The sequence below is a fragment of the Acidobacteriota bacterium genome (assembly GCA_004299485.1).
GTDB lineage: Bacteria > Acidobacteriota > Terriglobia > Terriglobales > SCQP01 > SCQP01.
In genome coordinates, this window is the sequence record SCQP01000014.1 from 55,657 (window position 1) to 68,833 (window position 13,177).

General features: G+C 62.3%; 10 protein-coding genes. 9 read left to right on the forward strand and 1 reads right to left on the reverse strand.

What is annotated here, in order from left to right; all coding sequences use genetic code 11:
• Nucleotides 1–68: 68 nt before the first annotated feature.
• The 5 genes from EPN33_09095 (at nucleotide 69) to EPN33_09115 (ending at nucleotide 5,239) form a co-directional block, all read left to right on the forward strand.
• Nucleotides 69–1,097 (forward strand): 6-phosphofructokinase, encoded by a 1,029-nt coding sequence (locus EPN33_09095; protein ID TAN21809.1) that lies wholly within the window; start codon nucleotides 69–71, stop codon nucleotides 1,095–1,097.
• 82 nt (nucleotides 1,098–1,179) lie between these two features.
• Nucleotides 1,180–2,172, forward strand: coding sequence for a YncE family protein (locus tag EPN33_09100; protein TAN21810.1), 993 nt, complete (start codon nucleotides 1,180–1,182; stop codon nucleotides 2,170–2,172).
• Nucleotides 2,169–4,442 (forward strand): YjgP/YjgQ family permease, encoded by a 2,274-nt coding sequence (locus tag EPN33_09105; protein ID TAN21811.1) that lies wholly within the window; start codon nucleotides 2,169–2,171, stop codon nucleotides 4,440–4,442. The genes EPN33_09100 and EPN33_09105 overlap by 4 nt, the downstream gene beginning before the upstream one ends.
• Nucleotides 4,443–4,469: 27 nt before the next feature.
• Nucleotides 4,470–4,787, forward strand: coding sequence for a hypothetical protein (locus EPN33_09110; GenBank protein ID TAN21812.1), 318 nt, complete (start codon nucleotides 4,470–4,472; stop codon nucleotides 4,785–4,787).
• Nucleotides 4,784–5,239 carry a hypothetical protein gene (locus EPN33_09115; protein ID TAN21813.1) on the forward strand — a complete coding sequence of 152 codons (456 nt, stop codon included), beginning with the start codon at nucleotides 4,784–4,786 and terminating at the stop codon, nucleotides 5,237–5,239. Before EPN33_09110 ends, EPN33_09115 begins: the two co-directional genes overlap by 4 nt.
• A gap of 2 nt (nucleotides 5,240–5,241) precedes the next feature.
• Here the strand turns inward: EPN33_09115 and EPN33_09120 are convergent, their stop codons facing one another.
• Entirely contained in the window at nucleotides 5,242–7,977 is a 2,736-nt protein-coding gene (locus EPN33_09120) for a pyruvate, phosphate dikinase (protein TAN21814.1), read from the reverse strand.
• 65 nt (nucleotides 7,978–8,042) lie between these two features.
• On the opposite strand from EPN33_09120, the gene EPN33_09125 reads away from it, so the two are divergent.
• From EPN33_09125 to EPN33_09140, 4 genes are read left to right on the forward strand one after another with little or no spacing between them, the layout of a single operon-like run.
• Nucleotides 8,043–9,704: a peptidase S10 gene (locus tag EPN33_09125; GenBank protein ID TAN21815.1), complete on the forward strand. Its 1,662-nt coding sequence runs from the start codon at nucleotides 8,043–8,045 to the stop codon at nucleotides 9,702–9,704.
• A complete protein-coding gene (locus EPN33_09130; GenBank protein TAN21816.1) occupies nucleotides 9,701–11,254 on the forward strand; it encodes a peptidase S10 in 1,554 nt (517 codons plus the stop codon). Before EPN33_09125 ends, EPN33_09130 begins: the two co-directional genes overlap by 4 nt.
• Nucleotides 11,251–12,933: a peptidase S10 gene (locus EPN33_09135; protein ID TAN21817.1), complete on the forward strand. Its 1,683-nt coding sequence runs from the start codon at nucleotides 11,251–11,253 to the stop codon at nucleotides 12,931–12,933. The genes EPN33_09130 and EPN33_09135 overlap by 4 nt, the downstream gene beginning before the upstream one ends.
• Before the next feature lie 49 nt (nucleotides 12,934–12,982).
• A complete protein-coding gene (locus tag EPN33_09140; protein TAN21818.1) occupies nucleotides 12,983–13,174 on the forward strand; it encodes a hypothetical protein in 192 nt (63 codons plus the stop codon).
• Nucleotides 13,175–13,177 lie beyond the last annotated feature (3 nt).

Below are 13,177 nucleotides of genomic sequence, written 5' to 3' on the forward strand. Positions count from 1 at the left end.
TCAGCTTTCAGTCAAGCTGCCACGCCTGACGAGCCTTAACTGAAAACTGTTAACTGTAAACTGTCTTTATGCGCCTTGGCATCCTCACCGGCGGCGGCGACTGCCCCGGTCTCAACGCCGTGATTCGTGCCGTCGTGCGCAAAGGCACCACCTTCTACGGAGATTCCGTGGTCGGCTTTCTCGAAGGCTGGCGCGGTGTGGTCGAAAACCGGGCCATGGAACTCGATCTCGACCGCATCGCCGGAATCATTCACCGCGGAGGAACCATTTTGCGCACTTCGCGCACCAACCCCAGGCAAATGCCGCAAGGCTTGGAACAGGTGCAAGCCACCTTCGCCGTGCAGCATCTGGAGGCGCTTGTCGTCATTGGTGGCGATGACACGTTGGGCGTGGCGCAGTGGATTCACGAGGCCGGCCTGCCGGTGGTCGGTGTTCCCAAAACCATTGACAACGATTTGTCGGGAACCGATCTTTGCTTCGGGTTTGACACCGCCGTGGGCATAGCTACGGAAGCCGTCGACCGCTTGCATAGCACTGCGGAAGCGCATAACCGGGTTATGGTGGTTGAGGTTATGGGCCGCGAAGCTGGTTGGATCGCGCTTTATGCCGGGGTTGCCGGAGGCGCGGACGTGGTGCTGATTCCGGAGAAGCCATTCCGTGTACAGGAGGTCTGTGAGTTGCTCCGCCGCCGGCACGCGCGGGGCAAGTATTTCAGCATTGTCGTGGTCGCCGAAGGCGCGCGCTGGGCCGAAGCTCCGGAAGTCGAGAAAGATGCCCCCCGGGACGCGTTTGGCCATGTGCGCCTGGGCGGCATCAGCAACCGTCTGGCGGAGCAGATTGAAAAGCACACCGGCTACGAAACCCGTGTGGTTATTCTCGGCCACACGCAACGCGGGGGCACGCCCACGGCGTTTGACCGCATGCTGGCCACACGCTATGGCATCGCCGCCATCGACATGGTGCATCGCGGCGAGTTTGGGCGCATGGCCGCACTGCAGGGCCAGCAGTTGACCTCGGTGCCACTGACGGAAGCCTTGAGCCGGAATCGCACGGTGGGGGAGGACTTGTACGAGCTTGCCTCGGTCTTTTTTGGCTAGTTTTTTGGCTAGTTGCGCCGTGCTGCTGGCTCTGTTCGCCGCCGGCTGCTCCTCCCTGGCGGCGCGTTCGGCGGCCCCGCATATGTTGTTGGTTACGGGCGGGAATGAACTGCAGACAATCAGTACTCAGGATCTGCAACTCCGCGCGCAATTACGCCTGCCCGGACCGGTCGTCGCCGCTGCCGTGAATCCGGAGCGCAATGTGCTCCTGCTTGCCACGGCCGGCGCCCAGCCCTATTGGTTGAAAATCGGCAGCACCGGGAGCCGCATCCTGCAGCGCCGGCCGTTGGCAATGATACCGGCCGCCATGGTGATGCACGATCGGCAAGGTTATCTTGTGGGTTCCAACGACACGGGATCGTGGGTGCAAGCGTTTGATCCGGCGCACTGGGCGGCGCCTTGGCCGCTTCCCGGCCACGCCGTAGCCCTGGCACTCACCCCGCAGGGCGTATTGGCGATCGCGGCTACGCAGCCCTCCAGCCTGGTTCTGGCCGACCCCACCACCCATCGCTGGCGGCGGGTTGACCTCACTTCCCCGCCCCGTCAGGTCGTCACTTTACCTTACGGCCACAAGGTGTTTGTGCTCTGCGCCACGACGGTTGCGGTCATTGATACGCACATTCCCGGCCTGCTCGCCTACTTGCCGCTGGGACAGCAGCCGCAGCAGATGATCCTCAAGCCCGACGGTGGCGAGCTCTACGTCAGCAATGCGGGCGGCTCGGTGAGCGTCATCAACACTTCCGCCAATGAAGTTTCGGGTACGATTCCCGCCGGCTTGGGCGCCGGCGCCGTGGCGATTGGCGCCGCCGGCCTGAACCTGTACGTCGCCAACGCAGCCGCCGGTACGGTTACGGTCATTTCGACCGCCGGCCGCAGCGTGCAAGTGGTAATCCATGTCGGCCAGGACCCGCGCGCGCTGGCCCTGGGTCCGGACGGCTTGCTGTTGTTTGCCGCCGACGCCGGCTCGGACGACGTGGCCGCAGTGCGAGCCCAGGATCCCACCAACCCCAATTCTCTGATCACGTTGCTGCCGTCGCCACCCAATCCCGGCTACCTCACCGTCCTGCGTCCATGAAAATCCTGCACCGCTACGTCCGGCGCGAGATTGCCGTGTATGGCGGCCTGGGGCTGCTGCTGTTCACCTTCGTAATCTTCATGCAGAACCTCGGCCGCGCCATGGATGCGGCCGTGCACGCCAACGACGCAGCCGTCGGCTTGCTGTTTCTTTACGTGCTGCCGGCAGCGCTGGTATTCACGCTGCCCATGGCGCTGCTGGTGGGCATTCTCACCGGACTCGGCAGGCTGGGCGCCGATGGCGAACTGATGGCTCTGGCGGCCTGCGGCGCCGGAGCGCGCCGGGTGGTGCGGCCCCTGCTGGGCCTCACCGTGGTGGTTCTGGCGGTAGCCCTCCTTATGACGCTGTGGCTTGCGCCCGCCGCCCGCGGCCGGCTGCAGGCCCTGACCACGCGGCTGGCCAGCTCTCAGATTGCCGCTGCGGTGCAGCCGCGCATCTTTTTCGAGCCCGACAATAATCCCAACTGGGTGGTCTATGCTGGCGATATTACCGCCGGCGGCAGCGTCTGGAAGCAGGTCCTGGTGGCGCAAATGGACGCCGCCGGGACACCCGAGCTGACGCTGGCCGATTCCGGCGTGCTGGTACATCGCGGGGCTCAGGAAGTGCAGTTGCACCTGCTCGGCGGAACGCGCTACACGGTGGGACCGGCACACCCGGAAACCAGCCTGGTGAGTGCGTTCCGCTCGGTCGACATCCCGTTCCTGCTGCCTGCCCGCTCGCATGGACCGCCGGCGGTCAACGCCGAGGCCCTGGCTCCTCTCTGGCAGCGGGCCCACACGGCTGCTGACTGGCGTGCGGCGCGGGTTGAATTCTACCGCCGCTGGGCGCTGGCGTTTGCCTGCCTGGCGCTGGCGCTGGTGGGCATCGCGCTCGGCCTGGGCGGGCGGCGCAGCGGTCGCGCCGGTGGTTTCGTGCTGACGCTGGGGTTGGTGCTGGTCTATTACCTATTGTTTGTCTTTGGCATGGGTATGGCCAAGCAGGGCAAGGTGCCGCCGTTTTGGGGGGTGTGGGCGGCCAACCTCATCTTTCTGGCCTGGGGCGGCTGGGCGCTGTGGCGCCTGGACCGTCATCCTCCGCGGCCGCGGGAGCCGCTCGACCTGTGGGTCCGCCTGCGCCGCCTCATTCCACGGCGGCAGGATCATGTCCTTGCCGTGACCCCGGCGCGAGGACGCTCGTGGATGCCGAACCTGATCAGCGGCTATGTCACAAACAGTTTTCTGCGCTATACGCTGCTGCTGCTGGTGGCTTTCGTCATTCTGGTCCTGATCTTTACGCTCTTCGAGTTGTTGGGCAGCATTCTGCAGCACCACATCGGCCTGCGTGTGATCGCGGAGTACCTGCTCTACTTCACGCCGCAGATGGTCTACCAGATGATTCCGGTGGCGATACTGGTGGGTGTGTTGATCGCGTTCGGGCTGTTGGCCAAGAATAACGAGATCACCGCCATCAAGGCTTGCGGCGTGAGCGCCTACCGCCTGCTGGCGCCGGTACTGGTGGCCGCCGCCATCCTCTGCGCGCTGCAGTTCACTCTGGGCGCGACCTGGTTGCCAGGGTTCAATCTCCGCCAGGACGAACTGCACGACCGTATTAAAGGCCAGCCTGCCCAGACCTATCGCAATCCCGAACGCAAATGGGTGTTCGGCCGCGGGAACGACATTTATTATTTCCGCTTTTTCGACGTCCAATCGCGCGCTTTCGATGACGTATCGGTCTTTCAATTTGATCCCCAGCGCTTCCAGCTCACGCGCCGCATCTTCGCGCACCAGGCGCGCTGGGACGAAACGATCCGCACCTGGGTCTTCGTCAATGGCTGGACGCGCACCTTCTCACCCCAGGGTGATACTGGTTTCGAACGCTTTGTGGTGGCGAACTTCACCGGCCTGCCCGAAACGCCGGCCTACTTCGCCGGCGACGCCCGCCAGGGCACGCAGATGACCTATGCCGAACTGCACCGCTACATCACCGTGCTGCGCCGCGGCGGCTACGATGTGAGCCGTCTGCGCATCACCCTGGCCAAGAAAATCGCCTACCCGCTGATCACCGTCATCATGGCGCTGCTGGCCTTCCCCTTCGCGCTCAGCGTGGGCCGCCGCGGCACCGTGGCCGGCATCGCCGCCGGCATCGCCGTGGCCATTGCCTACTGGACCTCCGCCAGCCTGCTCGAAGCCCTCGGTAATCTCAACCAGCTCCCTGCCGCCGTCGCTGCCTGGACCCCCGACGTGCTTTTCCTCGGCCTCGGCGTCTACCTGCTCCTGCGCGTGCCCACGTAGGGGCTTTTTGCTTGCTATAGTGGGGGCATGATGCCGCGAGTTGCCAAGCAGATTAGCGCTGAGCACGACTCGGCCAAAGAGTGGTTGGTGCGGCGGATGAATGAGTTCATCCCGGACCTCAAGGTGCTAAAGGTGGAAATCGAGGAGAAAGAAGACTCCGATGGCCAACCGAGCCTGTTTGTGCATGTTTTGCTGGCCCGCCATATGAAGCCGGCTGAAATTGCGGCTCGGATGTCGCTGCGCGCTGATTTTCGCATGTGGCTGCTCCTCCAGGGCGACGACCGGTTCCCATACTTTGAATTCGTGACGAAATCTGACCTACGCGAGCGAAATCAGAGCAATTGATCACGCCCAACAAGTTATTGGAGCATGCGCGCAGCGAGCTTGCCTACTCGGGCCAGAACAAGCCCCGCCAGGCTGATTTGCATCGCGCCGTTTCCACAGCCTACTACGCAGCGTTTCACAGTCTCTCTCAGACCGTTGCCTCCGAGTTCGTACCCGCAGCCTCGAAGGAGACCCGGCTGGTTTTTGCCCGGGCAATCGATCACGGAAAGGCTAAGGACATCTGCGCTGCCTGGTCGAGTTGCTCCGATCCGGTATTACGCAAGTTCGCAGCGGCGCTCAAGAACCTTTATCAGCAAAGGACCGACTGCGACTACAACCTGCAATACAAAATATCGAAGGCCGAAACCCTCGTCGCGATCACCGAGGCGGCTGGCGCAATGCAATCGCTGGATCGAGCAGATCCGGGCTTGCGTCGCGACTTTCTGGCCGCCGTCCTTCTGAAAAGGCGCTAAATTTACGCGGTGCGCGCCGCCTGCCCTTGCTCGTCGCTGGCGCCCGCTTGTGCCGCAGCCAGCCGCGCTGTCAGCACGCGATAGGGCGAGCAGGAGACGTAGTTCAGCCCGGTGCGGTGGAAGAACTTCACCGACTCCGGGTCGCCGCCGTGTTCGCCGCAGATGCCCACTTTGAGATCGGGCCGCGTGCGCCGGCCGCGCTCGGTGCCCATCTGCACAAGCTGGCCCACGCCGCCCTGATCGATGGAGGCAAACGGGTCCTGCTTGAGCACGCCCTGCTCGAAGTACACCGGCAGAATTTTGCCGATATCGTCGCGCGAGAAACCATAGGTGGTCTGCGTCAGATCGTTGGTGCCGAAGCTGAAGAACTGTGCTTCCGCGGCAATTTCGCCGGCCACCAGCGCCGCCCGCGGTAGTTCGATCATGGTGCCCACCAGATACGGAAGTTTCACCGCCGCGGCCGCAAGCACCTCGTCGGCCACGCGGCGCACAATCGCCGCTTGCAGAGCAAGCTCCTTGGCAGTGCCGACCAGCGGGATCATGACCTCCGGCTTGACCGTCTTGCCCTTCTTCTGCACCTGCACGGCGGCTTCGAAAATGGCGCGCGCCTGCATCTCCGTGATCTCCGGATAGAGGATGCCGAGGCGGCAACCGCGTAGCCCCAGCATGGGATTCACTTCGTGCAGATCCTGAACCCGGGCCAACAGATGCTCGAGCGAGGCGAGGTCGGTGACGGCGTAGTCCTTGTACTTGGCGCGGATTTCGGCCAGCACCTTGCGCTTGGCCGCGCCGGAAGTAAGCCGCAGCCGCTCGCGGTCCACCAGGATCTCCTCGCGCTGGGGCAAAAACTCGTGCAAGGGCGGATCCAGGGTGCGGATGGTGACCGGGAATCCATCCATGGCCTCGAAAATGCCGGCGAAATCACGCCGTTGCAGCGGCAGCAGCTTGCGCAGTGCCGCGCGGCGCTGCTTTTCATCGTCGGCCAGAATCATGGCGCGCATGTACTCGATCTTGCCTTCGCCGAAAAACATGTGTTCGGTACGGCACAGGCCGATGCCCTCCGCGCCAAACGACCGTGCCGCTTTGGCGTCCCGCGGAATATCGGCATTGGCGCGCACCCCAATCTTGCGGTGCGGTTCGGCCCAGGCCATGAAGGCCTGCAACAGCGGATCTTTCGGATCGCCAGGCACCGTTGGCACCTGGCCTGCGTAGATATTGCCGCTGCTGCCGTCAATCGAAATCCAGGCGCCTTCGGCAAAGCTGCGCTTGCCGATGGTGAGCTTGCGGGTGTGCTCGTCCACCACGATGCCGCTGGCGCCGGCCACACAGCACTTACCCATGCCGCGCGTAACCACGGCGGCGTGGCTGGTCATGCCGCCGCGCGAGGTGAGAATACCCGCGGCGACTTCCATGCCATGAATGTCTTCCGGTGTCGTCTCGGCGCGCACCAGCAACACCGGTCCTTTCTTCTTTTGCGTCCACGCGACGGCAGCGTCTGCAGTAAACACGATTTGGCCAACGGCCGCGCCCGGCGAGGCCGGTAGACCATGCGCCAGCGGCTCGTAATTCTTCAACTGCTTTGGGTCAAAGCGCGGGAACAGCAGCTCGTAGACCTGATTGGCATCCACGCGGAACACAGCCTCGACCTTGGTGATCAGCCCTTCGTTGACCATGTCGGTAGCCAGCTTCACCGCGGCGCGGCCGGTGCGTTTGCCGTTGCGCGTCTGCAGCATATACAGCCGGCCGTCCTGAATAGTGAACTCGAAATCCTGCATATCGCGGTAATGCCGCTCCAGCCGCGTGGTGATGTCGCGCAGTTGCTGATAGACATTGGGCATTTGCTTCTCGAGCTCGCGGATGGGCACCGGCGTGCGAATCCCAGCGACCACGTCTTCGCCCTGCGCGTTCATCAGGAACTCGCCGTAAAACTCCTTTTCGCCCGTTGCCGGATTGCGCGTAAAGCCCACGCCCGTGCCGCTGGTTTCGCCCAAATTACCGAAGACCATGGCCTGCACGTTTACCGCGGTGCCGAGGTCCTCAGAAATATTATTCATACGGCGGTAATGCCGCGCGCGATCGTTAAACCAGGAACGGAAGACGGCGTCGCGCGCCATGGTGAGCTGCTCAACGGCATCCTGTGGGAACGGCTTGCCGGTGTGCTTCTGGATCAGCTTCTTGTAGCCGGCGATGACCGCCTGCAAATCGGCGGCGTTCAGATCGGTGTCCAGCTTCACGCGCCGGCGTTTCTTCTGCCCGTCGAAAATCGCGTCGAAGGCATCTTTGGGGATTTCCTGCACCACGTTGCCGAACATCTGCATCAGCCGCCGATAGGAGTCGTAGGCGAAACGAGGATTCTGGCTGCGCTTCGCCAGCCCCGCCACCGTCTGGTCGTTCAGCCCGAGATTGAGGATGGTATCCATCATGCCCGGCATGGAGAATTTGGCCCCGCTGCGCACGCTCACCAGCAGCGGATTGGCGGCGTCGCCCAATTTCTGCCCAGCGGCGCGCTGCAAGCCCTCAAGCGCCGCCCGCATCTGCGTATCGGCCTCCTCGGGCACGCGGTTGCCGAGCTTGTAGTACTCGCGGCAGGTCGCCGTCGACAACGTAAATCCAGGAGGCACCGGCAGCCCGGCGTTGGTCATTTCCGCCAGACCCGCGCCTTTTCCGCCCAGCTCATCCTTCATTTTGCCGTTGCCGTCCGCCTTGCCTTCACCGAATGAAAATACGTATTTGGCCATTGCCGTTCCTTCTCCTAAACCTTCCCTTGTCAGAATAACAGGACCATGACGATGTCCCACGCGTCATGCACGCGTGCAAAAACCTTTGCCGTTGCCTTCCGCTTTTTGTCACAATGCGAGCTTCAAGCAGAGTTGTTCGTAACCCGAGAGGATTTCTTGCCATGACGTCACGATGTTTCCGCTGGACGGGCCTTGTCTTGGGCCTCGCCCTGGCTGCCAGCGTGCCCGCGACGGCTCAGTTTGCCGCCCGGCCCCAGACATTCGCCTATGAAACTGCGGCCACCGATCCACCGCCGGTCAAAACCCAACACAGCATTACCGTCGGCGGCAAGACGCTTAGCTACACCGCCGAGGTGGGCAAGATAGCCGTTCCCGATGCCAGCGGCAAGACCATGGGGCACATGTTCTATGTGGCCTACATCCTCGACAACCCGGACCCGAGCCATCCCCGCCCCGTGACGTTCAGCTATAACGGCGGCCCGGGATCGGATTCGGTCTACGTGCACATGGGGGGGTTCGGCCCGCGCCGTGTGGTCCTGCAGGACAACGGCAACAACCCTCCGCCGCCGTACACTATCGTGGACAATGCCGATACCTGGCTCGATTCTTCCGACCTGGTTTTCATCGATGCCATCGGCACCGGCTACAGCCGTGCCACCTCGCACAAGAACCTGGTCTATGCCTCCAGTGCCCAGGGCGACCTCGAGTGCTTCGCGCAGTTCGTCCGCCTCTGGCTCTATGACAACAATCGTCTGAACTCGCCCCTTATTCTGGCTGGCGAAAGCTATGGCACCTTCCGCTCGGCCGGCCTGGCCGACGTGCTCTGGCAGCATCACATTCCCGTGAGCGGCATCGTGCTGCTCTCGAGCGTACTGAACATGGCGACCCTGCGGCCTTCCTACAGCAACGATCGGCCCTACTGGCTGGCGTTGCCCACGCAAACCGCCATCGCCTGGCATTTCCACAAGCTCGCACCTCAATATCAAAAAATGTCGCTGCCCGACGCCGTCAAAGCATCCGAAGAATGGGCACAAACCAAGTACGAGCATTATCTCGACCTGGGCGATGCGCTCCAGGGCGCTCAGCGCCAGCAGGCACTGCAGGAAATGTCCGGCTTCACCGGCCTCTCGCCCCAATTCCTCGATAGCTGGAATCTGCGCGTGAGCACGGCGCTGTTCGACGCTTCTCTGCTCCGTGGCCAGCGCGAAACTATCGGCCGCTACGATGGCACGCAAATCGGCACCTCGCAGACGCCCGGCCAGACGCGACCGGATTACGACGCCAGCGACCTGCTCGGCGTGCCCTACCTGCATGAGTTCGTGAGCTACATGGAAAACGAGCTCGACTATAAGACCACGCTGGAGTACGGCGATCGCGGTATGGGGGGCGCCGGCATCGAGCGCTGGAACTACAACATCAGCAGCGGTGGCTTCGGCAACTTTTTCGGAGGCGCGGGCGACGACGTCAGCCAGGATTTGGAGCGCGTCTTCGCCCAGAATCCGTCCATGCGACTCATGCTGTGCGAAGGCTACTTCGATCAGGCGACGCCGATGCTCGAAGCCACCTACAGCATGCGGCATCTGTTCATCACCCCGGCCGAACAGAGCCACATCAGCATCGAGCATTACTTGTCCGGTCACATGATCTACGCCCACAAAGATTCGCGCGAAAAGCTGCACCGCGACTTTGGCGCCTTTGTGAAGACGCTGCCGGGAGTCGCCCAGTGAGGCGTCTGGCGCTCGCCGCGACCCTGGTCCTGAGCATTGGCCTGCTGGCCAGTGCTCAGCGCCGGCGTCCAGAAACCTTCGGCTATGAACCTGCGGCTACCGATCCGCCACCGGTCAAAACGCACCACAGCATCACCGTGAACGGCAAGACGCTGAGCTACACGGCTGAAGTGGGCAAAATTCCGATCCCCGACGCCAGCGGCAAAACCATGGGCCACATGTTCTACGTGGCCTACATGCTCGACCATCCCGATCCGGCGCATCTGCGTCCGGTCACCTTCAGCTACAACGGCGGCCCGGGGTCGGATTCCGTCTATGTGCATATGGGCGGCTTCGGTCCCGAGCGCGTCGCCCTGGACAACAACGGCAGCAATCCTGCGCCGCCTTATGAAATCGTTCCCAATGCCGATACCTGGCTCGACGTAACCGACCTGGTGTTCGTTGATGCCATCGGCACCGGTTATAGCCGCGCCACCTCGCGCAAGACCTTGATGGAAGCGGCTACGGCGCAGGGCGACCTCGAGACCTTCGCGCAGTTCGTCCGCCTCTGGCTCTACCAGAACAATCGCCTCAACTCGCCGCTGATTTTAGCCGGAGAAAGCTACGGTACCTTTCGCACCGCCGGACTGTCCGACGTGCTTTGGCAGCATCACATTCCGCTGAGCGGCATCGTGCTGCTGTCGGCCGCGCTCAACATGAACACCATTACCGCTTCTTACAGCGACGATCTGCCCTACTGGCTCGCTCTCCCAACCCAGACCGCCATCGCCTGGCACTTCCATAAGCTGCCGGCAAATTTGCAAAGCGAGCCGCTGCCGCAGGTCGAGCAACAAGCTGAGCAGTGGGCCGAAACCAAATACGTTCATTACTTGAATCTGGGCGGCGCACTGCAAGGTGCTGAGCGTCAGCAGGCGATCGAGGAGATGTCGGAGTACACCGGCTTGTCGCCGCAATTCCTCGATAGTTGGAACCTGCGCATCTCCACCGGCCTGTTCGACTCTTCCCTGCTGCGCAGCCAGCGCGAAACCATCGGCCGCTACGACGGCACGCAGATCGGCCACAGCCGCACGCCCGGCCAAACTTATCCGGATTACGACGCCAGCGATCTGCTTTCTACGCCCTACCTGCACGAGTTCGTGAACTACCTGAAAAACGACCTCGATTTTAAAACCACCGTCGAATATGGGGATCGCGGCATGGGCGGCGCGGGCATTCCGGCCTGGACCTATAACATTCGTGGCAACGGCAAAGCCGGTGGCTGGGGTACCAGCGGCGGCGGCAACGACGCCAGCCAGAATCTCGAACTCACCTTCGCTCAGGATCCTTCGCTGCGGCTCATGCTCTGCGAGGGCTACTTTGATCAGGCCACGCCAACCCTCGAGGCCGAGTACGCCATCCGGCATCTCTTCATTACACCCGAGGCGATGACCCACGTCACCATCGAACATTACATGTCCGGCCACATGATCTACGCCCACAAAGATTCGCGGGAAAAACTGCACCGCGATTTCGATAATTTCGTCAAAACCCTCCCGGGAGTTGCGCAATGAAATCGAAATTTACCCTCTCTCTCCTGGCGCTCGCGGTCGCGGCCACGCTGCCGACCTTTGCACAACAGACTCGCCCGGCACGCAACCGTCGCCCCAACTCACAAAACAGCTCGCAGGCGACGGCGCAAACCAATGCTCAGCCCAAGACGCCCACGCCGGCGCCAGAAGCTACGCCCGCGCCAGGCCGCGGCAACCAGATGTACGGCTTTGAGCCGGAGGCAACTGACCCGCCGCCGGTCAAAACCCACCACAGCGTGACGATCGACGGCAAGACCTACCAGTACACCGCCGAAGTCGGCAAAATGCCCATCGCCGATGCCAGCGGCAAGACCATGGGGCACATGTTCTACGTGGCCTACCTCGTCGATAATCCCGACCCCTCGCATCCGCGCCCGGTGACCATCAGTTATAACGGTGGCCCGGGCTATGCCTCGGTTTGGGTCCATGTCGGCGGCTTCGGTCCGCGCCGCGTCGCGCTCAACGACAACGGCAGCGTTCCTCCGCCGCCCTACAAGTTGGTCAACAACGCCGACAGTTGGCTCGACGCCACCGACCTGGTTTTTGTCGACGCCGTCGGCACCGGCTATAGCCGCGCCACCGATCTGAAGAACCTGAAAGCCGCGACCAATGCGCAGGGCGATCTGGAAGCGTTCGCCCAGTTCATCCGCATGTGGATGTATCAAAACAATCGGCTGAATTCGCCGCTGATTCTGGCCGGTGAAAGCTACGGCACATTCCGCTCCGCCGGTTTGTCCAACGTCCTCTGGCAGCACCACATCCCGGTGACCGGCATCGTGCTGCTTTCGAGCGTGCTGAACTTCGATACGCTGCGACCCTCCTACAGCAACGACCGGCCCTACTGGCTGATGTTGCCCACGCAGACGGCGATTGCCTGGCATTACCACAAGCTCGCACCTCAATATCAAAAGGAAACTTTACCCGAGGCGGTAAAGCAGTCCGAGGAGTGGGCCGAAACCAACTATCAACACTACCTCGATTTGGGGGATGCTCTCCAGGGCGCTCCGCGCCAACAGGCCCTGAAAGAAATGTCGGCACTGACGGGTCTTTCGCCGCAGTTTCTGGACGGTTGGAATCTACGTATTTCCACCGCTCTGTTTGATTCTTCCTTGTTGCGCGACCGGCGCAAAATCATCGGCCGCTATGACGGCACACAGATCGGAACCAACCGCACGCCGGGTGACATCCGCCCCGATTACGACGCCAGTTCCGACCTCGATACCGCCTACCAGCACGAGTTCGTCGAGTACCTGCGCAATAATCTCGACTACAGGTCCACGCTCGAGTACGGTCAGTATGGCCTCGGCGGCTCGGGCTTTCCGGGCTGGAGCTACAACATCAGCAGCGGTGGCCGCTTTGGCCGTGGCAGCAGTGGCCCCGGCAACGCCAATGACGACGTGAGCCAGGATCTCGAACGCGCCTTCGCTCAGGATCCCTCGCTACGCGTCATGCTCTGCGAGGGTTACTTTGACCAGGCTACGCCCATGCTGGAGGCGACGTACAGCATGCGCCACCTGTTCATCACGCCCGCCGAACAGACCCACATCTCGATTGAGCACTACGAGTCCGGCCACATGATTTACGCCATCAAGGGCACCCGCGAGAAGCTGCACCGCGACTTTGACGCCTTCGTGCGCTCTGTCACTGGAGCTGGACAATAGGTAGCAGACGCCACAACCTATCACGTCGCCCGCCGCATCGCAGCGAGCGATGTTGCTCATCCTGGCGATTCTGCTGCTGGTGTCGTGGTGGTTCCTTTGGGGAATCTTCCATCTCGCCGGCAGCGGCATTCATCTCGCCTTGGCCGTCGGAATCGGAATTCTCGTCCTTCGGCTCGTCCGCCTGAGCGATGCGCGCCATCCTCCTACAGCCCAGGTCTCTGCTAACATCGAGAAACCATGACTA